Here is a 23351-nt window from a genome sequence, read left to right as displayed (position 1 = left end):
CTTGCGTGCCTCGGCCAAGTTCGGCCATCATGCCTCACCTTGCGGCAGCGCCCGCGGGGCCTGGAGGAAACATGAAGAACAAGATTACCGGCCGCTCCGCTTTTCTCGCGCTGCTCAAGGACGAGGGCATCACCCATCTGTTCGGCAATCCCGGCACCACTGAGCTGCCGATCATGCACGCGCTGAAGGACCATCCTGATCTCACCTATGTGATGGCAATGCAGGAGAGCCTGGTGGTGGCGATCGCGGATGGCTACAGCCGCGCCTCCGGCAAGCTCGTCGCCTGCAACGTCCATGTCGCGCCGGGGCTCGGCAACGCGATGGGCTCGCTCTACAACGCCCAGTTCACGGGCACGCCGATGATCCTGACCGCCGGCCAGCAGGAGCAGGGCCACGGCCTGATGGAGCCGGTGCTTTATGGCCCGCTGGTGCGTATGGCCGAGCCGCTGGTGAAATGGGCGGTCGAGGTGACGCGGCTGGAAGATCTGCCGCGCATCGTCCGCCGCGCCGCCAAGGTCGCGATGACGCCGCCGACCGGGCCGGTGTTCATCTCGCTGCCGGGCGACATCCTCAACAGCGAGGCCGGCATCGATCTCGGTCGCTCCACCCGGATCGATGCTCGCGTAAAGCCGTCGGACGAGGCGCTGAAGGCGTTTGCCGCGCGGCTGCTCAAGGCTGAACGTCCCGTCATCGTCACCATGGACGAGGTGGTCAAGAGCGATGCACTGAAGGAGGCCGCCGAACTCGCCGAGCTGCTTGGTGCGGCCGCCTATCAATCCTCGACGCCCTACGGCTCGCATTTCCTCTCGGAAAGCCCGAGCTTCCTCGGTACGCTGGCCCGCGTGCAGAAGGTCGCGCGCGACACACTCGCACCTTACGATCTTCTGATCGCGCTTGGCGGCGATCCCTTGCGCATGTCCGTCTACAGCGAAGTCGATGCGCTGCCGGATGGCCTGGGCATCGTGCAGATCGGCCTCGTCGATTGGGAGATCGCCAAGAACTACGGGGCTGAAATCGCGCTGAAGGCGGATCTGAAGGAAACGCTGCGGGCGCTGATCCCGATGCTGAAGGAGATGGGCGGCGCCGCGCTGGCAAGCCGTGCAAAGCAGCGCCTCGTCGAACTCGCGCCGAAGAACTGGACCGCGCGGCGTGCCGCGCTGGTCGAGCAGATCGGCAAGAGCGCCGGCCGCAGCCCCATCGATCCCGACTTCCTGGTGCTGCAAATGGTCGAGGCCATGCCCGATCATGCGATCCTCGTCGACGAAGGGCTCACCTCGAGCCGCCAGATCACGGCGCTGCGTCCGCACCGCGACCGCTTCGGCTATCATGGGCTTGCCTCCGGCGGCATCGGCTGGGGCCTGCCGGCCTCCGTCGGCGCCAGCATCGCCAATCCGGATCGCCCGGTGGTTTGCTTCTCCGGCGACGGCAGCGCGATGTATTCGATCCAGTCGCTGTGGACGGCGGCGCATCACAAGCTGCCGCTCAACGTCGTCATCGCCAACAATGGCGGCTACCGCATCATCAAGCAGCGCCTGCTCGCCTTCCATGGTGACGACAATTACGTCGGCATGGATTTCGTCGATCCGCCGGTGGATTTCGCAGGGATTGCGAAGGCGCTCGGCTGCGAGGCGATCAAGGTGAGTGATCCCCGCGAGTTGAAGGCGACGCTGGCGTCGGCGTTCGGTCGGCCGGGGACGAAGCTGATCGAGGTAATGGTGGACGGGAAGGTGTAGGGCAGCGCGCCATCGCGTCGGTGCTCGCCACGTTCTCAGCTGTCATCGCCCGACTTGATCGGGCGATCCAGTATTCCAGAGACGGCTGTGATTCCTCGATAGGCCGCGGCGTACTGGATGCCCCGGTCCCGGCTCCGCCAAGGCTACGCCGGGACCACAAGGGTACTCGGCCGCCGAAGCCTTTTGGCGAAGGCGGCAAGCCGGGGCATGACAGCGTACCTAGCGGCTTCTACCCCTTCTTCCCCACCCGATACCCCGCCGCCGGATGCGGTGCGTCGAGCCGCGCACGGCCGTCGCCGAACAGCTTCTCCCGCAGCGTGCCCTTTGCATATTCCGGCTTGTAGCGGCCGCGCTTGGTCAGCTCCGGCACCAGCATGTCGGCGATATCCTCGAAATCGCCGGGCGAGATCGCAAAGGCGACGTTGAGGCCGTCGACGTCAGTCTTCTCGAACCAATCCTCGATCTTGTCGGCGACGCTCTCGGGCGTGCCGACCACGACCGGGCCGGCGCCACCGATGCCGACATGCTCGATGACGTCGCGGACGGTCCAGACGCGGTCGGGGTCGCCGCGGGTGACGTTATCGAGTGCGCTGCGGCCGGCGTCGTTCTGGACGTGACGCACCTGCTGGTCGAGCTCGTAGCCGGAGAAGTCGATGCCGGTCCATCCCGACATCAGGGCCAGCGCGCCTTCCGGACTGATATGCGACCGGTAGTCGGCATACTTGGCCGCCGCTTCGGCTTCCGTGTTGCCGAGGATGATCGTCATCATGTTGAACATCAGGATCTCCGCCGGATTGCGGCCGAGCGCGGCGGCTTCCTGGCGGATCGCGGAGACGCGCGGCGCAATGATCTTGGCCGACGGTCCTGACATGAACACGCATTCGGCATGCTTCGCCGCGAATTGCCGGCCGCGCGGCGAGGTGCCGGCCTGGTACAGCACGGGCGTCCGCTGCGGCGATGGCTCGCTGAGATGGATGGTGTTGTTGATGCGGTAATTCGCGCTCTCATGATTGATGCGATGAACCTTGCTCGGATCGGTGAAGATGCCGCGCTTGCGGTCGCGCAGCACCGCGTCGTCCTCCCAGCTCCCTTCCCAGAGCTTGTAGACCACCTCCATATATTCGTCGGCGATGTCGTAGCGATCGTCGTGTCCGGTCTGCTTGTCCTTGCCGGCGCCGCGCGCGGCGCTGTCGAGATAGCCGGTGACGACATTCCAGCCGATCCGTCCCTCGGTGAGATGGTCGAGCGTCGACATCCGCCGCGCGAACGGGTAGGGCGGCTCGAAGGACAGGTTGCTGGTGACGCCGAAGCCGAGATTTTTCGTCACCGCCGCCATCGCCGAGAGCAGCAGCAGCGGCTCGTTCGACGGCGTCTGCGCTGCATTGCGCAAGGCCGCGTCAGGGCTGTTGCCATAGACGTCATAGACCCCGAGCACGTCGGCCAGGAACAAACCGTCGAAACGGCCGCGTTCCAGTGTCCTGGCGAGATCGATCCAGTAGGGCAGGCGGTTATATTCGGCGGTGCGATCGCGCGGGTGGGTCCACAGCCCGGGTGATTGATGCGCGACGCAATTCATCGCAAAGGCGTTGAGCCTGATCTGCTTGGCCATGATGATCCCCCGGCGCCCTATACCGAGCGCTCTTCGAATGATAAACGTGCGCCTCAACTTGGCGAAGTTCTTGCATATTCTTGGCCCTTGGCAAGGGCCAAGAATAGAAAGGCTTGCGCTTGGCAAGGCCAAAATCAGCGGCGCTCCCGCTCTTGGCAAGCCAATCTCAAGAGAGCAAGAACGAAATCGCAAGAGAACTACAAGAACTGTCCAAGTCCCCGCCACTTTCGAAGGCCACCCTGTCTCGGGTAGGGTCCTTCGCCTCGAAGTCCGAAAAGCAAATCATGACCAGAGCCGACGCCATCTCCCGCGCCCGTGAGGATTTCAAATCCGGCGCGTTCCTCGCTGAACTCGACCGCCGCGTCGCCTTCAAGACCGAGAGCCAGAATCCGTCGCGCGGCGCCGAACTGCGTTCCTATCTGGAACAGGAGATGATGCCCTCCTTTGCTGCGCTCGACTTTACCAGCCGCATCGTCGAATCCCCGAGCGGCAAGGCGCCGTTCCTGTTCGCCGAGCATCACGAGAGCGCGTCAGCGCCAACCGTGCTGATCTACGGCCATGGTGACGTCGTCGACGGCATGGAGGGGGAGTGGCGCGACGGCCGCGATCCCTGGCGCACGACGGTTGCGGGCACGCGGCTCTATGGCCGTGGCACCGCCGACAACAAGGGCCAGCACAGCATCAACATGGCAGCACTCCGCGCAGTGCGCGAGGCCCGCGGCGGCAAGCTCGGCTTCAACGCAAAATTCATCGTCGAAATGGGCGAGGAAATCGGCTCGCCCGACCTCGGCAAGGTCTGCGACCTCAATCGCGATGCGCTCAAGGCCGATTTGTTCATGGCCTCCGACGGACCGCGCCTGTCGGCCGACCGGCCGACCTTGTTCCTGGGCTGCCGCGGCGGCATCCGCATTCATCTCGACGTCAATCTGCGCGATGGCGGCCATCATTCCGGCAATTGGGGCGGCGTGCTCGCCAACCCCGCGACCATTCTCGTCAACGCGATCTCGACGCTGGTCGACGGCCATGGCCGGCTTCAACTCGACGCGCTGAAGCCGCCGCGGCTCACCAACCAGATCCGCAGCTATCTCGCCGACGTGCAGGTGGTGCCGACCGAGGACGAGCCGGCGCTCGCGGAGAACTGGGGCGAGGAAGGGCTGTCGGCCGCCGAGCGGCTCTATGCCTGGAACACGCTCGAAGTGCTGGCGATGTCGTCCGGAAATATCGAGAAGCCCGCGAATGCCATCCCCGGCCACGCCAATGCCGTGCTGCAACTGCGTTTCGTGGTCGGCACCAAGGTCGACGGCCTGATCGATGCGGTCCGCGCGCATCTGGTGCAAAAGGGCTTTCCGATGGTCGAGGTGCGGGCCGCCCAGAGCTTTGCGGCGTCGCGCACCGATTTCGACAGCCCCTGGATCACGTGGGCGGCGGATTCGGTGAAGGAGACCACCGGCAAGGCGCCGGCCGTTTTGCCGAATTTCGGCGGCTCGCTGCCCAACGACGTGTTTTCCGAGATCCTGGGCCTGCCGACGATCTGGGTCCCGCACTCCTATCCCGGCTGCTCCCAGCATGCGCCCAATGAGCACATCCTGCTGCCATTGACCGAAGAGGCCTTGACGGTGATGGCCGGGCTGTTCTGGGATCTCGGGGAATTGCCCAAGCCACTCGGCTGAGCCATTAACCTGAGCCGCAATCCAGCCGAAAGTCACATTCTAATCCGGCCCAATCTGTGCTTGCATCCGGGCCGCATCATCCTGAAAGGGGAATAAAAAAGTGAGACATTTCCGTAGCATCGGCCTCGCGCTCGCCGCGACCTTCGCCGTCAGCCAGGCCGGGGCCCAGGAGCTGACCGGCACGCTGAAGAACATCAAGGACACCGGCGCCATCACGCTCGGCTTCCGCGATTCCTCGATCCCGTTCTCCTATCTCGACGACAACCAGAAGCCCGTCGGGTTCGCGATGGACATCTGCTACAAGATCGTCGACGCCGTGAAGAAGGAGCTCAAGCTCGACAAGCTCGAGGTCAAGCTCAATCCGGTGACCTCGGCGACCCGTATTCCGCTGATGGCCAACGGCACGATCGACCTCGAATGCGGCTCGACCACCAACAATGCCGACCGCCAGAAGCAGGTGGCCTTCACCAACACGCACTATCTGACTGCCAGCCGCTACGTCTTCAAGAAGTCGAGCGGCCTGAAGTCGATCGACGATCTCAAGGGCAAGACGGTGGTCTCCACCGCCGGCACCACCAACATCAAGCAGCTCACCGAGGCCAATGTCGCGAAGAGCCTGGGTGCCAATATCATCCCGGCCAAAGACCATGCCGAGGCCTTCCTGATGGTCGAGACCGACCGCGCGGTCGCCTTCGTGATGGACGACGTTCTGCTCGCGAGCCTCGTTGCCGGCTCGAAGACGCCGGACGACTATGTCATCTCCAAGGACGCGTTCTCCAAGCCTGAGCCCTACGGCATCATGCTGCGCAAGGACGACGCGCCGTTCAAGAAGGTGGTCGATGCAGCAACCGCTGCGCTCTACACCTCCGGCGAGGGCCTGAAAATCTACGATAAGTGGTTCACGGCCAAGATCCCGCCGAAGGGCCTCAACCTCAACACCCCGATCTCGGCCGAGCTGAAGAACGAGTTCGCGAAACCTTCGGACTCGCCGAACCCGGACGACTATAAGTAAGATATAACCTCGGTCTCCGGATCGGGATCATGTCCGGCCACTCTTGACACCAGAGTGGCCGGACATTTGCATAGGCGCCGGGACATCCATAGCTGGCGCGTTCGCGCGGGGGACACGTGAACTACCACTGGAACTGGGGAATCTTCTTCGAGCCGAACCCGATGGGGACCGGCACCTATCTCGATATGCTGCTGTCGGGACTGGTGTTGACCCTCAAGACGGCGGCGCTCGCCTGGATCATCGCGCTGATCTTCGGCTCGCTCGTCGGCGTCATGCGCACGCTGCCGTCCAAGGGCGCCTACTGGTTCGGCTTCTGCTGGGTCGAGTTCTTCCGCAACATGCCGCTGCTGGTGCAGCTGTTCCTGTGGTTCTTCGTGCTGCCGGAATTGCTGCCGAAGGCCGCCGGCCTCTGGCTGAAGCAGCTGCCGAACGCGCCGTTCTGGACGGCCGCGATCGGCATCGGCTTCTTCATGTCGGCCCGCGTCGCGATACAATTGCAGGCCGGTATCGGCTCGCTGCCGCGCGGCCAAAAAATGGCGGCGACCGCGCTCGGGCTGACCACCATGCAAGGCTATCGCTACGTGCTGCTGCCGATGGCGTTCCGCATCATCCTGCCGCCGCTGACCTCCGAGTTCCTCAACACCATCAAGAACACGGCTGTCGCCATCACGATCGGCCTGATCGAATTGACTGGTCAGGCGCGCTCGATGCAGGAATTCTCGTTCCAGGTGTTCGAGGCTTTCACGGCAGCGACCCTGCTCTATCTCCTTGTCAACGCCATTGTCGTGACGGCGATGCGCTTCCTCGAGCGCTGGGTCGCGATCCCCGGCTACATCACGGGGAAATAGCACCATGTTCAGCAATCTCGATTTCGAGGTCATCCGCCGCTCGCTGCCCTATCTGTTCTACGAGGGCATGACCTTCACGGTGACGCTGACGGCGCTCGCCGCCTTCGGCGGCCTGATCTTCGGCACGGCGATCGCCCTGATGCGGCTGTCCGGCTACAAGACACTCGGGCGCATCGCGGGTGTCTATGTCGACTTCATGCGCTCGCTGCCGCTGGTGCTGGTGATCTTCTGGTTCTATTTCCTGGTGCCCTATATCGGGCAGTGGGTGACCGGCGCCTCGCGTCCGATCAGCGTCGGCGCGTTCGCATCCTCGCTCATCACCTTCATCATGTTCGAGGCGGCGTACTTCTCCGAGATCATGCGCGCCGGGATCCAGTCGATCTCGCGCGGCCAGCCGGCCGCCGCCAACGCGCTCGGCCTGACTTACGCGCAGACCATGCGCTACGTCGTGCTGCCGCAGGCGTTCCGCAACATGCTGCCGGTGTTGCTGACGCAGACCATCGTGCTGTTCCAGGACACCTCGCTGGTCTATGTGCTGTCGATCCCGGACTTCCTCGGCGCGGCCAGCAAGGTCGCGCAGCGCGATGGCCGTCTGGTCGAGATGTATCTGTTTGCCGCCGTCGTCTACTTCACCATTTCCTGCATCGCGTCTTTCGGCGTTCGCCGCCTCCAGTCGCGCATCGCCATCATTCGATAGAGCGCATCGGTCATGATCGAAATCAGCCACGTCAACAAATGGTACACCCCGACCTTCCAGGTGCTGACCGACTGCACCACCAGCGTGACCAAGGGCGAGGTCGTCGTGGTCTGCGGCCCCTCGGGCTCGGGCAAGTCGACGCTGATCAAATGCGTCAATGCGCTGGAGCCGTTCCAGGAGGGCGACATCAGCGTCGACGGCACCAAGGTCAATGACCCCAAGACCAATCTGCCGAAACTGCGTTCGCGCGTCGGCATGGTGTTCCAGCATTTCGAGCTGTTCCCGCATCTGAAGATCATCGACAACCTCTGCCTCGCGCAGCAGAAGGTGCTAGGACGGTCGTCCGACACGGCTGTGGCAAAGGGTATGCAGCTCCTGGACCGCGTCGGCTTGAAGGAGCAGGCGCAGAAATTTCCGGCGCAGCTCTCCGGCGGCCAGCAGCAGCGCGTCGCGATCGCCCGTGCGCTCGCCATGGACCCGATCGTCATGCTGTTCGATGAGCCGACCTCGGCGCTCGACCCCGAGATGGTGAGCGAGGTGCTCGACGTCATGGTCGATCTCGCCCGCGAAGGCATGACCATGATGGTCGTCACCCACGAGATGGGCTTTGCCCGCAAGGTCGCCAACCGCGTCATCTTCATGGACCGCGGCGAGATCGTCGAGGACGCGGCGAAGGAGGACTTCTTCGGCAAGCCGCGCAGCGACCGCGCGCAGAAGTTCCTGTCGAAGATTTTGTCGCATTAACCTCTGCTGTCGTTCCGGGACGCGCCTCTTGGCGCGGGCCCGGAATCCATAACCACCGGCCGGGGTTATGGATTCCGGGCTCGTCGCTTCGCGCCGCCCCGTAATGACGGGTTGAGGGTTTCGTGGCCCCAACAAATCCCGTATACGGGCAGGCAAATCCCCCTTTCCCTCCCCAGGAGACCTGCCTTGGACTCGATCGCCTACGTCAACGGCTCATTCGTCCCGCTCTCGGACGCCAAAATCTCGGTCCTCGATCGCGGCTTCCTGTTCGCCGACGGCATCTACGAGGTCTCGGCGGTGCTCGACGGCAAGCTGGTCGACAACGCTTCGCACCTGACGCGCCTGGAGCGCTCGGTGGGCGAGATCAAGCTGAAGTTGCCGGAGACGGTCGAGCGCATCACCGAGCTCCAGAAGGAGCTGATCGCGCGCAACAAGGTGGAGAACGGCCTCGTCTATCTGCAGGTCACGCGCGGCGCCGACAAGGGCCGCGACTTCGCCTTCCCCAAGGGCGACGTCAAGTCGAGCCTGGTGATGTTCACCTCCGAGAAGGACATCATCAACGCCGCCTCGGCCAAGACCGGCATCAACGTGATCACCGTGCCCGACATCCGGTGGGAGCGGCGCGACATCAAGAGCGTGGCACTGCTCGCGCAGGTTCTGGCGAAGCAGGCTGCGGCCGAAGCCGGTGCCGGCGAGGCCTGGATGCTGGAAGACGGCTACGTCACCGAGGGCGGTTCGTCCTCGGCGTTCATCCTGACCAAGGACGACGTCATCGTGACCCGCAAGAACTCCAACGCGATCCTGCCGGGCTGCACCCGCAAGGCCGTTGTGGCGCTCGCCGAAGAGCGTCAGCTTCGCGTCGAGGAACGTTCCTTCACGGTCGCCGAGGCGCTCGCCGCCAAGGAAGCCTTCGCCACCTCGGCGTCGCTGTTCGTCCAGCCGGTGGTTGCGATCGACGGCAAGAAGGTCGCCGATGGCAAGCCCGGCCCGATGGCCACGCGGCTGCGGGAGATTTATATCGAGTTCGCCAAGGCGACGGCGGTCTGAGCCGCACGCTCAGCTGTCATCGCCCGGCTTGACCGGGCGATCCAGTACGCTGCGGCCTCGCGGTTGAATCAGTACGGCCTCTGGAATACTGGATGCCCCGCCTTCGCGGGGCATGACAGTTGTGCGTGGGGAAACACCACCCCTCACGCCACGGACGCCTTCACCTTCACCGGATGCACCGCGCGGAACGCGATCGCGATTCGGTTCCAGGCATTGATCGCCCCGATCAGCATCGTCAGGTTCACCGTCTCCGCATCGGAGAATTGCGCGCGGACCTGCTCGTAGACGTCGTCCGGCGCGTGGGTCTCGGAGATCAGCGTCACTGATTCCGTCCAGGCGAGCGCGGCCCGCTCGCGATCGGTATAGAGCGGGGATTCGCGCCAGGCGTTGAGCAGATAGATGCGCTGTTCGGTCTCGCCGCGCTTGCGGGCGTCCTCGGTGTGCATGTTGATGCAGAAGGCGCAGCCGTTGATCTGCGACGCCCGGATCTTGACGAGCTCGATCAGCGATTTCTCGAGTCCCGTGGATTGGATCTGCTCCTCCAGCGCCATCAGCGCCTTCATCGTGTCGGGGGCGGCCTGGTAGAAGTTCATGCGGGGCTTCATGGTCGTTCTCCTTTGCTTGAGTTAGTCTCTTGGGTTGATCTCAGTGAGCTCCACCGGTCGAGGTCTGGCCGGGTTTCTTCAGGAAGAATACGGCGATCAGGGCCACGATCAGTGCCATGCCGAGCAGGTAGAAGGTGTCGCTGAAGGCGAAGATGTAAGCCTGCTTCTGCACGGTGTGGCCGATCGCGACATAGGCGCGATGCGCGGCGTCGGCGCGGTCGAGCACGCCGTGATTGATGAAATATTGGGTAAGCTGCTCCAGCCGCGTCCGCGTCGCCTGCTCGAACACCGAGACCGACTGCATCAGCACGTTGGAGTGATATTGCTCGCGCTTGGTCAGCACGGTCTGGAGCAGGGCGATGCCGACGGCGCCGCCGAGATTACGCATCATGTTGAACAGGCCCGAGGCCGAGCCAGCATTCTCCGCTTCGATGCCGGCGGTCGCCACAGCCGACAACGGCGCCATCACGAGCGCTTGGCCGATCGCACGGACGACATTGGGCCACAACAGCTGGTCGGCAGCGTAATCGTTGGTCATATAAATGTTCAGGAAGTTCGAGGCCGCGAACAGGACGAAGCCGACGCCGATGATGATCCGCGCGTCGAACTTCTGCATCAGGCGCGGCACCAGCGGGATCAGCACGAGTTGCGGCAGTCCGGTCCAGGCCAGCACCATGCCGATCTGCTCGGCATTGTAGCCCTGAATGCGCGCCAGATATTGCGGCAGGATGAACACCGAACCGTAGAGCGCGACACCGAGCAGGAAGTTCGCGAGCATGCCGAAGCCGAAATTGCGACGCACCAGCAGGCGCAAGTTGAGCAGCGGCTTCTTCGCCGTGAGCTCGATGATCAGGAAGGCGGTCAGCGCGGTGGCCGCGATGACCGACAGCTTGACGATGAAAGGCGAGCCGAACCAGTCGTCCTTGTTGCCCTCTTCCAGCACGGTCTGAAGCGCCGACAGGCCGATCGCCATGGTGATGATGCCGGCCCAATCGCCCTCGCGCAGCAGCGCAAGCTTCATGGGCTTGGCGTCGAGCGCGTACCAGAGCATGCCGACCATGATCGCGCCGGGCACGAGGTTGACGTAGAAGATGTACTGCCAGCCGAAATTCTCGGTGAGATAGCCGCCGATGGTCGGGCCGATCGCCGGTGCGAACGTCGCCGACAGCGCGAACAGCGCAAGGCCGACGGGCTGCTTGGTGCGCGGCAGCAGCGTGATGATGAGCGTGAAGGCCATCGGGATCAGCACGCCGCCGGTGAAACCTTGCACCGCGCGCAGCACGATCATTTGCGGCAGGTCCTGCGCCAGCGCGCAGGCCGCGGACAGAACCAGGAACAGGACCGCATTGGTGAGCAAATAGATGCGGATCGAGAACACCTGCGCGAGCCAGCCGGAGAGCGGGATCACGACGATCTCGGCGATCAGGTAGGAGGTCGAGATCCAGCCACCGTCGTCGATGCCGGCGCCGATCGCGCCCTGGATGTCGGCGAGCGAAGCGTTGACGATCTGGATATTCAGCACTGCCATGAAGGCGCCGAGAGTCGCGCCGATCACCGCGATCCAGGTTTTTGCGGAAACGGCCGGCGTGGCGGGCGCAGCAGGGGCGGGAATGCTGGCAGTGGAGGCGGCGTCGACGGTCGGTTGGAGCGTGCTCATGGAAGCCTCGTCTCGGTCACGGAGACAGGATGCATTAGGCGGTTGGTTTCGATAATCGAGGAAGTGTGGGAAGGATCGTCCGGCAGGACTTGATAATCTGCCGGTCTTCCCCGCCTCAGCCGCCGTTCGGGCGGGGTGTGTTGTCGGCGAGTCGCTTGGCCGTCTCGCGCTCGGCCAGCACCGTCGCCTTGGTGTCGATGGTCGGCACCGCCGACATGCCGGGCCTGAGCAGGCCGGTCAGGCTGTGGTCATCGAGCACGATCTTCACCGGCACGCGTTGCACGATCTTGGTGAAATTTCCGGTGGCGTTATCGGGCGGCAGCAGCGCGAATTCAAGTCCGCTGGCCGGCGAAAGGCTGTCGACGTGACCGCGAAGCGTGCGATTGCGAAAACTGTCGACCTGCAGCTCGACCGGCTGGCCCGCACGCACATGCGTGAGCTGCGTCTCCTTGAAGTTCGCGACGACATAGACCGCATCGAGCGGCACCACCGCCATCAATTGCGTGCCGGCCTGCACATACTGGCCGACGCGTAATGAGCGTGCGCCGACCGTGCCGTCCACCGGTGCGGTGATCTCGGTGTAGGACAGGTTCAGCTCTGCCTGCAGTGCGACCGCGCGGGCGCGGTCGAGCTGCGCCGTGGCCTGGGCGCGCTGGGTGGTGAGCACATCGACCTTGCGCTGTGCGGCCACCAGGCCCGACTTGGCGTGCTGCAATTGCGCGTTGCTGGCGCGCAGTGCCGCATCGGTCTGCTGCGCACGCTGGATCGTGCCGGAGCCCGACTTCATCAGGTCGTCGTAGCGGGCGCGTTCTTCCTGGGCGAATTTCAGATTGGCGTCGGCCGCGGCCACGTCGGCCGTGCTCTGCTCGATGATCGGCTGCTGCAGCTCGAGCTGGGCGTCGATGTTGCGCACCGAGGCTTCGCCGGCGGCGACGTCGGCGCGGGCCTGGTCGAGCGCGGCTTTGAAGTCGCGGTCGTCGATCTTGGCGAGGAGCTGGCCGGCCCGGACCTTCTCGTTGTCGCCAACCAGCACCTTCGCGATGTAGCCGGAAACCTTGGGTGCGATGATGGTGGAATCCGCCTTCACATAGGCGTCGTCGGTGGATTCGAGGTAGCGGCCGGTGCTCAGGTAGTTGTAGCCGAAGTCGCCGGCCGCGGCGATTCCGAGGGCCAGTGCCAAGCCGATGGCCGCCCGCTTGACCGCCTGCCGGGACGGGCGAAAGCTGAGTTTCTGATTGGTTTCAGTGACATAAGAAGCGCTCGACATGGCATCCTCGGAATTCCCAACCGCCCCGATCCGAACGGTGCGCCGTTGATGCCGGCAAGATGCGCTGTCTTCCCGCTTGTGATAATCCCGGAAGAAATGGAAGCATTATCCACCCATAGCGGATAATCCGGAGCCAGACCGATGGACCGCTTCACCAGTCTCACCGCCTTCGTCCGGGTGGTCGAAAATGGCGGATTTTCCGCCGCCGCCCGCCGGCTCAACATGTCCACGACCATGGTGAGCAACCACGTCCAGGCGCTGGAGGACCGGCTCGGGGTTCGTCTGCTGAACCGCACCACGCGAAAAGTGAGCCTCACCGAAATCGGCAAGGCCTATTACGACCGCTCGACCCAGATCCTCGCCGATCTCGAACAAGCCGATGACATCGCCGGCGCGCTGCAATCGACGCCGCGCGGCACGCTGCGCATTCACACCGCCACCCACATGGTGCCGTTCGTCGCGCCCGTGATGGCCGAATTCCTCGCGACCTATCCGGAGGTCAAGGTCGATCTGCGCATGGGCGAGACCAATGTCGACCTGATCGAGGAGGGCTTTGATCTCGCGCTGCGCATGGTCGCGCCGCCGGACTCCAGCCTGATCGTGCGGAGCCTGGCGACCTGGCGGCACGTGCTGTGCTGCTCGCACGGCTATATCGAGGCGCATGGGCGCGTGCAGACGCTCGAAGAACTCGCCGGGCACAATTGCGTACGCCACATCAACTATCCCTTCGACGAGTGGCGCTTCTTCGATCGCAAGGGCACGCCGGCCTCGGTGCGCGTCTCAGGCAATCTGATCACCAATAGCGGCGAAGCGCTGCGCGAGGCCGCGTTGCAGGGCGCCGGCATCAGTCTTGCGGCCGGCTTTCTGGTGGGTGATGACCTCGATGCGGGCCGGCTGGTGCGCCTCCTGCCGGAGTACCGGCCGGTCGAGATGTCGATGAACGCGGTCTATCCGCATCGGCATCATCTGTCGGCGAAGGTCAGGACCTTCATCGACATGCTCGTCCAGCACAGCGCCGAGCAGCAGAAGCTGATCAATCCGTATGCGTGAGACGTCATCGTTCCTCATCCTGAGGAGCGCGGAACGCGCGTCTCGAAGGATGAGGGCCCCGCTGGTGGCCTCGCCCTTCGAGACGCTTGCTTCGCAAGCTCCTCAGGGTGAGGAGGTGGATATGTGCTTGCCTCAAGTGCGGCGGCGGCAGAACTGTAGGGTGGGCAAAGGCGCGAAGCGCTGTGCCCACCATCTTTTCTAATCGGCACCAATGGTGGGCACGCTTCGCTTTGCCCACCCTACAATAGCGTTAGTGTGGCGCGGGCAGCCGCCCAAACACGCTGTCGAGCGCCATGCCGATCCCAAGCAGGCGGCGATCGCTGCCCGCCGGGCCATCCAGCTCAAGTCCGATCGGCAATTTGCTTGTCGCGCCAAGCGCGATCGGGATCTGGACGCCGGGAATGCCGGCATTGCTGCCGGGATCGGTGTTCTGGATGATCAGGCCGAAATTCTCGAGACTGCTGGCGTCCGGGTTGGAGGCAATTGCAACGCGCGGCGTGGTCGGGAAGGCGACGGCGTCGAGCTTGTTGCTGGCAAACGTATTGCCGTAGAGCGCCTGGAGCGCGGGGCGTGCGGTCTTGATCGCGGCGTCATAGATCGGCCTCGCGTCGAACAGCGCGTTGTCGGGTCCGGGCAGTTTTCGCGGGATCACCATGCCATCATAGATGCCTTTCACGTCGGCGCTGGAGATATTCTCTGCCAGCGCCTCGACGCTGAGGCCGGTCCCGGTGTGCTTGAGATAGGCGACCATGTCGTCATAGGCCTCATACAACGCGACGGGAAGCTGACCTGGCCGTTGAGCTCGGCGAGCTCAGGCATCTCGATCTCGACGACCGTGACGCCCTGCGCCTTCACTTTTGCGATCGCCGCGTGGAACGCGGCTTCCGTATCGGCGTCGAGATTGGTCAGCATCGATCTTGCGATGCCGATCCGCACCTGCTTCAGATCAGCCGGCGTAACCTCGTCGCCGCCGGCGATCACGCGATCGAGCAGCGCGACATCTGCCATCGTCGCGGCCATAGGCCCCGCGGTGTCGCGGGTGTGCGAGATCGGCGCGATGCCAGCTTGCGGATAGCGCCCGACCGTCGGGCGCAACGCGGCGCATCCGTTCAGCGCGGCGGGGACCCGGACCGATCCGCCGGTGTCGGTGCCGAGCCCGCCCGCGACGATCCGCGCGCCGAGCGCGGCGCCCGTGCCGGACGAGGAGCCGCCGGCGATCAGCGTGCGGTCATAAGCGTTGCGCACGCCGAACTCCGCGCCGGTCTTGAACGCGGTGTTGTAGCCGGAGATGCCGAAGGCGAGCTCGTGCATGCTGGTCTTGCCGATGATGACGGCGCCTGCAGCCCGCAGCTTCGCGACTACGGGCGCATCGGCCTTCGGAACGTAGTCCTTCAGTGCCCGTGTGCCGGCGCTGCAGGGCAGTCCCGCGACCTCGATATTGTCCTTGATCACGATGGGCACGCCGCCGAGCGGTTTTGTCTTGTCGCCCGATGCGTCGAACGCAGCCGCGGCCTTCAGGGCGCCCGCCTCGTCCAGCGTGACGAAGGCATTGAGCTCGGCATGGGCTTTGGCGCGGCTCAGTGCTTCCGTCGTGAGTGCGGTGCTCGTGACTTTCCCGGCGCGCAGGTCGACGACGGCCTGACTCAGGGTCAACTGGTCGAAATCCATGATGCGTCATCCGATTGCAGGGGCGCCAACAGGGTGCCGCCTAAAGTCCGGAGGCTGAGGCCTCACTGGTGCCGCGTCAACCGTGGGCGTGCATCTTTTGCGTTACCGACGTCGTCAAATTCGTGAGCAGCCGCGCGACCTCGGGCTTCACCTTGGCGATCGCGGTGTCCTTCACTGGTCCGTAGCCGCGGATCTCCATCGGCGCCTTTGCGACGGCAACGAGGTCGGGTAGATGCGCTGCGTCGAGCTGCCCGAGCATGCGTTCGATCAGGCCTTCATACCAGGCGATCAATTCCCGTTCAGTGCGCCGCTCATCCGTGTAGCCGAACGGATCGAACGGTGTCCCGCGCAATCCCTTCAACCGCGCCAGCATCGCGAGCGGCATCTGGATCCACTGGCCGAAAGCGCGCTTGCGCGGACGGCCGCGTGCGTCAGGTTTTGACGGCAGGAACGGTGGCGCGAGGTGATATTGGACGCGAAAACCGTCCTCGAACTCGCGCTTCAGCTCGCCGAGGAAACCGCTCTGCATGTGCAGACGCGCCACCTCGTATTCGTCCTTGTAGGCCATCAGCTTGAACAGGGCGCGCGCGACCGCCTCGGTCAGCACCTCACTGCTCAGAGCGGCTTCGGCCCGGCGGACCCTCGCGACGGTCGCCCGATAGCGCATCGCATAGGCGGCGTCTTGATAGGCGGCGAGGAAATCGGCGCGGCGATCGATGATCTGATCGAGCGTCTCGGCTTCGGGCGCCTCGTCGCCCCCCGGCAAAAATTCCGGATCGGCTACGGCGATCCGGCCCCAGGCAAGGGCCTGCTTGTTGCGCTCGACCGCGACGCCGTTGAGCTCGATCGCGCGCAGCAGCGCCGGCAGCGCGACCGGAATCAGCCCGCGCTGCCAGGCGAAACCGAGCATGATGATGTTGGCATAGACGGCATCGCCGAGCAGCCGCTCGGCGAGCGCGTTGGCGTTGATGGTGTCGAGATTGTCGTTGCCAATGACTTGCCGGATCGCGCGCAGGCGGGCAGGCGAGGCGAGATCGGCGTCGCGGAAGCGGACGACGTCGCCGGTCGGCATCTCCGCGGTGTTGACCGCGGCGCGCATGCCGCGGCGATAGGTGCCGGACGCCTTAGGTGAGGAACTGACGACGAGGTCGCAGCCGATCAGCGCGTCGGCCGCGCCCTGGTCGATGCGGACCTGGTGCAGCGCGTCCGGACTTGACGCAAGGCGGATGAAGCTCAGCACGGGACCAAATTTCTGTGCAAAGCCGGTGAAATCCAGCACGGAGACGCCACGCCGCTCCAGATGCGCGGCCATGCCGATCAGCGCGCCGACCGTGATCACGCCGGTGCCGCCGACGCCGGTCACGAGCAAATCGTAGGGACGATCGAGCGTGGCGGGAGCGGGCAGGGGAAGCGTAGCCGCGCGACCGACTACGTCGATCTCGCTCGCACTCTTCTTCCGGCGCGTCGCGCCTTCGACGGTGACGAAGCTCGGGCAGAAGCCGTTGAGGCAGGAAAAATCCTTGTTGCAGGACGAGAGATTGATCTGGCGCTTGCGACCGAACGGCGTCTCCCTCGGCTCGACACTGAGGCAGTTGGATTCGACCGAGCAGTCGCCGCAGCCTTCGCAGACGAGATCGTTGATATAGGCAAAGCGCCTTGGGTCGGCCATCTGTCCGCGTTTGCGCCGGCGACGCTTCTCGGTGGCGCAGGTCTGTTGATAGATCAGGACAGAGACGCCGGAAATGTCTCGCAGCTCGCGCTGCACGGCGTCCATTTCCTCGCGAGGATGGATGGTCACGCCGATCGGCAGGTCTGCCGGCAAGAACTGCGCGGGATCGTCCGACACCAGCGCGATGCGCCCCACGCCTTCGGCGCGAACGCTGTGGGCGATAGCATGCACGCTGATGGGACCGTCGACCGGCTGGCCGCCGGTCATCGCCACGGCATCGTTGAACAGGATCTTGTAGGTGATGTTGGCCCTGGCGGCGATCGCCTGCCGGATCGCCATCGAGCCGGAGTGGTAGTAGGTGCCTTCGCCGAGATTCTGGAACACGTGCTTGTGGTCGGTGAAGCGAGACGACGCCGCCCAGTTGACGCCTTCGCCGCCCATCTGGATCAGCGAGGAGGTCTCGCGGTCCATCCAGCTCGCCATGAAATGGCAGCCGATGCCGGCCAGTGCCTTTGAGCCTTCCGGCACCTTCGTCGACGTGTTGTGCGGACATCCGGAGCAGAAATACGGCGTGCGCGTCGCACCGCTGACGTTGATCGCGCGCGCGGCCTCGGGCATCAAGCCGGCCGCGCGTGCGGCGAGATTGAGGCCTGGGAACATCGGATCGAGCCGGCGTGCGAGCACGCCAGCAAGCGCACGCGGCGACAATTCGCCGATCCAGGAGATCAGCCGCGCCCCTCGCTCGTCGTGCTTGCCGACCATGCGCTCGGGCTTTGAGCCTGGATAGTCGTAAAAATATTCCTTGAACTGGCTCTCGATGATGCCGCGCTTTTCCTCGACCACGAGGATCTCGCGCTTGCCCTTCACGAAGTCCATCGCGTCATGCAGCGCCAGCGGCCAGACCATGCCGACCTTGTAGACGTCGATCCCGATGTTGCGGCAGGCCGCTTCATCGAGGCCCATCAGCCGCAGGGCCTCCATCAGGTCGAGATGCGCCTTGCCCGTCGTGACGATGCCGTATGTGGCGTTGGGAATATCGTAGATGTGGCGATCGATCGGATTGGCTTTTGCAAAGGCGTAAACCGCGTGCTTCTTCGCCTCCAGCCGCTCCTCGATCTGGGGGCCCGGCAGGTCGGGCCAGCGATAGTGCAGGCCACCCGGCGGCGGAGTGAAATCGGGCGTGTTGAAGACGCGTGGCGGGCGCAGCGCGACGGATGCGCCTGACTCCACGATTTCCGAAATCGCCTTGAAGCCGACCCACATGCCGGAGAAGCGGCTCAGCGCGTAACCATATTCGCCGAATTCGAGATATTCGCTGACGCTTGCGGGGTGCAGCGTCGGCATGAACCAGCTCATGAAGGCGACATCGGACTGGTGCGGCATCGAGGAGGAGACGCAGCCATGGTCGTCGCCGGCGACGACCAGCACGCCGCCACGCGGCGAGGAGCCATAGGCGTTGCCGTGCTTGAGGGCGTCGCCGGAGCGATCGACGCCGGGGCCCTTGCCGTACCAGAGCCCGAACACGCCATCGACTTCGCGATCTGCCTGCGTCTCGACCTGCTGCGAGCCGAGCACTGCCGTTGCCGCGAGGTCCTCGTTCACCGCAGGGAGAAATTCGATGCGATCCCGCTTGAGCCGCTCCTGGATGCGCCAGAGCTCGAGATCGACGCCGCCGAGCGGCGAGCCGCGATAGCCGGAGATGAAGCCGGCGGTGTTCAGCCCGGCGGCGCGGTCGCGCCGCGCCTGGTCGAGCGTGATGCGGACGATGGCCTGCGTGCCCGTGAGGAAGACGCGGCCCTCCTCGCGGTCGTAGCGGTCTGAGAGCTCGTAGCTGTCGAGTGATGGAACGGCGTCCATGGCGGACCTCGTGCGGCATCCTGCCTGATGACGGTAGGGTATGCCGGGGAGGCTGGTAGGTCTTGCCTATTCACCCTGTCTTGATCGATAATTCGGTAAAATTTTGCGGAAAATGGCATGATTCGGTAGAAGTTACCGAATCGGGGGCTTCCATGATTGAAGAGCAGGACGCGCGGATTCTCGCCCATCTCCAGACGGACGGCCGCGCCACTAACCAGCAGCTCGCCGACGAGGTCGGCATGTCCACCTCGGCGTGCTGGCGCCGGGTGCGTGCGCTGGAGGAGGCCGGCGTCATCCAGGGCTATGCCGCGCTGATCGCGCGCGAGCAGGCGGGCTTTGCGATGTCAGCCATCCTGCATGTCTCGCTGGAGCGGCACGATGCCAAATTCGTCGACGAGTTCGTCGCGCGGGTGACCACGCGGCGCGAAGTGCTGGAGTGTTTCGCGACCACGGGCGACGCCGACTATCATTTGCGCGTCGTCGTGCAGGACATGGCGGCCTACAACAGGTTCCTCGACGAGTTCATGTTCCGCATTCCCGGCATCCGCTACGTGCGCAGCAACGTGGTGCTGAAGGAGATCAAGACGAGTGTGGCGCTGCCGTTTTGATTGCGCGGGAAGTGCCGTAGGGTAGGCAAAGGCGCATAGCGCCGTGCCCACCATCTCGCCTCGATTTGCGAAGGTGGTGGGCACGCTTCGCTTTGCCCACCCTACGGCACCGTTGATCTCGCGGCGTATACAACTCTATCTCCTCACCCTGAGGAGGCCGCGCAGCGGCCGTCTCGAAGGGCGAGGCCGAGAGCCGGGCCTTCATCCTTCGAGACGCTTGCTTCGCAAGCTCCTCAGGATGAGGACTACCGTTGCTCCCGCACAAACCTGTTCCGCAACGTCCCCACGCCCGTGATGTCGATCTCCACCACGTCGCCGTGCCCGATGTCAGGCGAGGCGCCGTCCGTGCCCATCCAGATCACGTCGCCGGGCCACAGCGTGAAGTACTTGGTCAGCTCGACCAGGAACGGCACGGCGCCGAAGATCATGTCGTTGGTGTAGAAGCGGTTGGTCTCCTTGCCGTTGACCCGGACGACGGTTTCCATTTTCGCCAGATTGGCCTCGGTTTCGATCCACGGGCCCATCGGCTTGAACGTGTCGGCATTCTTCGAGCGCCACAGGCTGCGGTCGGCCTTCTGCCAGCTGCGTTCGCTGACGTCGTTGCCGATGGTGTAGCCGAACACGCAATCCATCGCATTCTGCTTGGTGAGATGCTTCACCTTCTTGCCGATCACGACGACGAGCTCGCCTTCATAGTGGATCTTGTCCGTCGCAAAGGACGGGATCACGACGTCCTCGTCATGCGCGATCAGCGCGTTCTGGGCGCGGTAGCCGATCTCGGGTCTATCAGGGACGGCCGGCACCTCGCCGCGCTTGTCGGCGGCTTCCTTCAGGTGCTTCAGATAGTTCAAGCCCACGCAATAGAAGGTGCGCGGGATCAGCGGCAGCTCGATCCGAACCTGCGCCAGCGGATGCGTGCGCGAGGTGCGCTGCCATTCGCCAAAGGGATCGCCGTCGACCGCGATCACCTGGTCGCCCTCGGCAATTCCCCAGGAGGTCTTGTCCGAGGCAGTGAATTTCAGCCAGCGCATGTCGGATCCTCCAGTTATTCCGCGGCATCGCGCGGCTGTACCTTCCAGGCGCCGGCCACGGGCCGCTTCAGCCCGAGATTTTCCCGCAGCGTTTTGCCGCGATAGTCCTTCTGGAACAGGCCGCGGCGCTGCAATTCCGGTACGATATGTTGCACGAAATCGGCGTAGGAACCGGGCACATAGGTCGCGGCGATGACGAACCCATCACAGCCACGCTCGACGAACATCTCTTCCAGCCTGTCTGCGATCTCCTTGGGACCGCCGACCATGGCGTCGTGGACCTGGCCGCGGCCGGAGAAGGTGACGAAGTCGCGCGCGCTCGGATTGCTCTTGCCGGAATTCTTCAGCACACCGTCGCGGAGGCCCAGAATGCCCTGCATGCTCTTCAGATCGTCCGTCGTCAAAGGCTCGTCGAGGTCCTTGGAGGCGAAATCGTAGTTGAGCGCTTCGGCCAGCAGCGACAGCGCGTCGATCTCGAGCGGCAGTTTGTTGATCAGCGCCATCTTGTCCTCAGCCTCGGCCCTGGTCGCGGCGCAGACCGGCGTCGTCAAATTGCAAAGGCGCATCTGATCGGGATCGCGGCCAGCCTTGGCTGCCTCGTTTCGAACGGCGGCATAACCTTCCTTGGCACCAGCGAGATTGCGCGCAGCCGTGAAGATCACCTCACCCCAATGGCCGGCAAAGCGTTGGCCGCGGCCGGATGCGCCGGCCTGGATGATGACGGGATGGCCCTGGTCCGAGCGCGGCACGGTGAAGGGTCCGCGGGACTTGAAGGCCGCCCCCTTGTGATCGAGCCGCTTCACCTTGGCCGGATCGGCAAAACGGCCGCTCTTTTTGTCCATGATGAGCGCGCCGTCTTCCCAAGTGTCCCAATGCCCGAGCACGACTTCCATGAATTCGTCGGCGCGGTCGTAGCGCGAATCATGTTCGGGATGGGAATCGCGACCCATGTTGAGGGCCTCGCCGTCATTGAGCGAGGTGACGACGTTCCAGCCCGCGCGCCCGCCGGACATCAAATCGAGGGTCGCGAAGCGGCGGGCGACGTCGAAGGGCTCGTAATAGGTGGTCGAGCAAGTGGCGCCGAGGCCGAGCTTGTCGGTGACCATGCCCATCGTGGTCAGCACGATCAGCGGATCCATCTTCACGCAGCGGATGCCGTATTCGACGGTGTGGGCATGATCGTTGCCGTAGCGGTCCGGCATCGCCAGCCGATCGTCGAAGAACGCCATGTGGAACTTGCCGGCTTCGAGGATTTTCGCGATCTCTTGATAATAGTCCGCCGACATCGAATCGTCGCGCGAGTCCGGATGCCGCCACGAGCTCGGCAAATTCGTGCAGTTCTGCGCCTGGAGGAAGCCGACCAGTACCATCTGCCGCGTCATGCTGTTCTCCCAAATTCCGTCAGGCCAGATCAAGGACGGTGTCGAGCCGGTACTCGCCCGCCAGCGCGCGCAGCTTTTCCCAGGTCGCATCCTCGATCTCGATGCCGTCGCGCAGGCGTTGCTGCTCGCGCAACCCCTCGATCTCGCCGGGATAGTACACGCCCTTGCTCCCTTCGGAGGGTGGCGTCGATTTCAGATAGCGCGCGAATTCGGCGACCTCGCGCTTGAAATCCTTCAGCGGACGGAACGCGGCGACGTTGAACACGGCCATGAAGCAGCCGTCATTGTGACGTCCGGTCGGTTCGACGCCGAAGCCGAGGCCGGTGAGCAGGCCGCACAGCACCTCGACCATCGCGGCGAGACCGCTGCCCTTGTAGCCCTCGGTGCCGCCGAGCGGCAGCAGCGCGCCGCCCTTGCGATATTGCGTGGGGTCGGTGGTGTGCCGTCCCTCGGCATCGATGATCCAGCCCGTCGGAATCTCCTCGCCGCGGGCGACCGCGAGCTGGATCTTGCCGGCCGCAACCGCCGAGGTTGCCATGTCGAGATAGAACGGCGCGTCGAGATCGGACGGCACCGCGATCGAGATCGGGTTGGTGCCGAGCCGCGCCTCCTTGCCGCCGAACGGCGCCACGTGCTTCGGCGAGCGGCCGGAATCCGCCGTCGCAATCCCGATCATGCCTTCGCGCATCGCCATCAACGGATAGGCGGCGAGGCGGCCGACATGGCTTTGCCGGAACACGGTGCAGGCGGCGACGTTCGCCGTCTTCGCCTTCTCGATCGTCAGCGCCATCGCCTTGGCGTTGACGTGGAAGCCGAACCCCCACTGGCCGTCGATCACGGTCGTGGTCGGCGATTCCTGGACGATGGTCCATTTGGCGCCGGGCACGATGTGGCCGGCCTTGATGCGATCGATGTAGGTCGGAACCGCGATCACGCCGTGAGAGTCGTGACCGGCGAGGTTGGCGTTGACGCAGCCTGTGGCCACCGCATCGGCCTCTTCGTCGGAAGCTCCGGCGGCGCGGAGCAGCGCGGCGCTGATGAGCGTGAGGCGGTCGGTCTTGACGACGGGCATGGCGTTCCCTCGGCATTGTGCCCTTAACGGGCTGCTTGTTGGGAGCCATCGTCTCAAAGCGTGGGAGCGATATCAATCTCCCGTAAACCAATACAGGGCTGCAAAATCGTAAAGAGAGCGCGCCT

17 protein-coding genes and 1 pseudogene are annotated in these 23351 nt (G+C 64.3%); 9 read left to right on the top strand and 9 right to left on the bottom strand.

The genetic code is table 11. The features are described 5' to 3' along the window. The first annotated feature begins 71 nt into the window (after window positions 1-71). A complete protein-coding gene (locus tag AB7G19_RS37340) occupies window positions 72-1733 on the top strand; it encodes a thiamine pyrophosphate-binding protein (protein ID WP_085403414.1) in 1662 nt (553 codons plus the stop codon). 229 nt (window positions 1734-1962) lie between these two features. Here the strand turns inward: AB7G19_RS37340 and AB7G19_RS37335 are convergent, their stop codons facing one another. After that, on the bottom strand, window positions 1963-3342 hold the full coding sequence (locus AB7G19_RS37335) for an LLM class flavin-dependent oxidoreductase (protein ID WP_085403413.1): 1380 nt from the start codon (window positions 3340-3342) through the stop codon (window positions 1963-1965). 284 nt (window positions 3343-3626) lie between these two features. Between AB7G19_RS37335 and AB7G19_RS37330 the strand changes: the two genes are divergently transcribed. From AB7G19_RS37330 to AB7G19_RS37305, 6 genes are all read left to right on the top strand, one after another. After that, window positions 3627-5012 (top strand): M20 family metallopeptidase, encoded by a 1386-nt coding sequence (locus tag AB7G19_RS37330; protein WP_085403412.1) that lies wholly within the window; start codon window positions 3627-3629, stop codon window positions 5010-5012. Between the two features lie 100 nt (window positions 5013-5112). Then, window positions 5113-6024 (top strand): amino acid ABC transporter substrate-binding protein, encoded by a 912-nt coding sequence (locus tag AB7G19_RS37325; RefSeq protein WP_063985668.1) that lies wholly within the window; start codon window positions 5113-5115, stop codon window positions 6022-6024. A 116-nt stretch (window positions 6025-6140) separates the two neighbouring features. After that, on the top strand, window positions 6141-6872 hold the full coding sequence (locus AB7G19_RS37320; RefSeq protein WP_085403411.1) for an amino acid ABC transporter permease: 732 nt from the start codon (window positions 6141-6143) through the stop codon (window positions 6870-6872). A 4-nt stretch (window positions 6873-6876) separates the two neighbouring features. Beyond that, window positions 6877-7569 carry an amino acid ABC transporter permease gene (locus tag AB7G19_RS37315; RefSeq protein ID WP_063985666.1) on the top strand — a complete coding sequence of 231 codons (693 nt, stop codon included), beginning with the start codon at window positions 6877-6879 and terminating at the stop codon, window positions 7567-7569. Window positions 7570-7581: 12 nt separating this feature from the next. Then, the gene (locus AB7G19_RS37310; protein WP_014491857.1) at window positions 7582-8313 is read left to right on the top strand and encodes an amino acid ABC transporter ATP-binding protein; all 732 of its coding nucleotides are present in this window, start codon (window positions 7582-7584) and stop codon (window positions 8311-8313) included. Between the two features lie 186 nt (window positions 8314-8499). Continuing rightward, window positions 8500-9360, top strand: a complete 861-nt coding sequence (locus tag AB7G19_RS37305) for a D-amino-acid transaminase (RefSeq protein ID WP_063985665.1) — start codon at window positions 8500-8502, stop codon at window positions 9358-9360. 143 nt (window positions 9361-9503) lie between these two features. Here AB7G19_RS37305 and AB7G19_RS37300 read toward each other — a convergent pair whose 3' ends face one another. The 3 genes from AB7G19_RS37300 to AB7G19_RS37290 form a co-directional block, all read right to left on the bottom strand. Next, window positions 9504-9965: a carboxymuconolactone decarboxylase family protein gene (locus AB7G19_RS37300; RefSeq protein ID WP_007615070.1), complete on the bottom strand. Its 462-nt coding sequence runs from the start codon at window positions 9963-9965 to the stop codon at window positions 9504-9506. Between the two features lie 40 nt (window positions 9966-10005). Continuing rightward, on the bottom strand, window positions 10006-11622 hold the full coding sequence (locus tag AB7G19_RS37295) for an MDR family MFS transporter (RefSeq protein ID WP_085403410.1): 1617 nt from the start codon (window positions 11620-11622) through the stop codon (window positions 10006-10008). 115 nt (window positions 11623-11737) lie between these two features. Continuing rightward, window positions 11738-12889, bottom strand: a complete 1152-nt coding sequence (locus tag AB7G19_RS37290; protein WP_085403409.1) for an HlyD family secretion protein — start codon at window positions 12887-12889, stop codon at window positions 11738-11740. 141 nt (window positions 12890-13030) lie between these two features. Between AB7G19_RS37290 and AB7G19_RS37285 the strand changes: the two genes are divergently transcribed. Further along, complete coding sequence (locus AB7G19_RS37285) at window positions 13031-13939, top strand: LysR family transcriptional regulator (protein WP_085403408.1); 909 nt, start codon at window positions 13031-13033, stop codon at window positions 13937-13939. 250 nt (window positions 13940-14189) lie between these two features. Here the strand turns inward: AB7G19_RS37285 and iaaH are convergent. Both iaaH and AB7G19_RS37275 read right to left on the bottom strand, forming a co-directional pair. Next, window positions 14190-15607, bottom strand: a pseudogene (gene iaaH / locus AB7G19_RS37280) (indoleacetamide hydrolase). Between the two features lie 76 nt (window positions 15608-15683). Beyond that, the gene (locus AB7G19_RS37275; protein WP_441268770.1) at window positions 15684-19133 is read right to left on the bottom strand and encodes an indolepyruvate ferredoxin oxidoreductase family protein; all 3450 of its coding nucleotides are present in this window, start codon (window positions 19131-19133) and stop codon (window positions 15684-15686) included. Between the two features lie 152 nt (window positions 19134-19285). On the opposite strand from AB7G19_RS37275, the gene AB7G19_RS37270 reads away from it, so the two are divergent. After that, window positions 19286-19741 carry an Lrp/AsnC family transcriptional regulator gene (locus tag AB7G19_RS37270; RefSeq protein WP_014491864.1) on the top strand — a complete coding sequence of 152 codons (456 nt, stop codon included), beginning with the start codon at window positions 19286-19288 and terminating at the stop codon, window positions 19739-19741. A gap of 245 nt (window positions 19742-19986) precedes the next feature. Here AB7G19_RS37270 and AB7G19_RS37265 read toward each other — a convergent pair whose 3' ends face one another. Genes AB7G19_RS37265 through AB7G19_RS37255 form a run of 3 tightly spaced genes read right to left on the bottom strand, consistent with a single transcriptional unit; the run spans window position 19987 to window position 23226 of the window. Continuing rightward, window positions 19987-20772, bottom strand: coding sequence for a fumarylacetoacetate hydrolase family protein (locus AB7G19_RS37265; RefSeq protein ID WP_441268769.1), 786 nt, complete (start codon window positions 20770-20772; stop codon window positions 19987-19989). Between the two features lie 14 nt (window positions 20773-20786). Continuing rightward, on the bottom strand, window positions 20787-22154 hold the full coding sequence (locus AB7G19_RS37260) for an LLM class flavin-dependent oxidoreductase (RefSeq protein WP_085403404.1): 1368 nt from the start codon (window positions 22152-22154) through the stop codon (window positions 20787-20789). A 19-nt stretch (window positions 22155-22173) separates the two neighbouring features. Beyond that, window positions 22174-23226 (bottom strand): Ldh family oxidoreductase, encoded by a 1053-nt coding sequence (locus AB7G19_RS37255; RefSeq protein WP_085403403.1) that lies wholly within the window; start codon window positions 23224-23226, stop codon window positions 22174-22176. Window positions 23227-23351: the final 125 nt, after the last annotated feature.

Origin of the sequence: Bradyrhizobium sp. 215_C5_N1_1, assembly GCF_052075935.1 — a bacterium.
Lineage (GTDB): Bacteria > Pseudomonadota > Alphaproteobacteria > Rhizobiales > Xanthobacteraceae > Bradyrhizobium > Bradyrhizobium barranii.
Note: the sequence above shows the minus strand (reverse complement) of the source record. Positions and strands in the feature narration are given on the sequence as shown.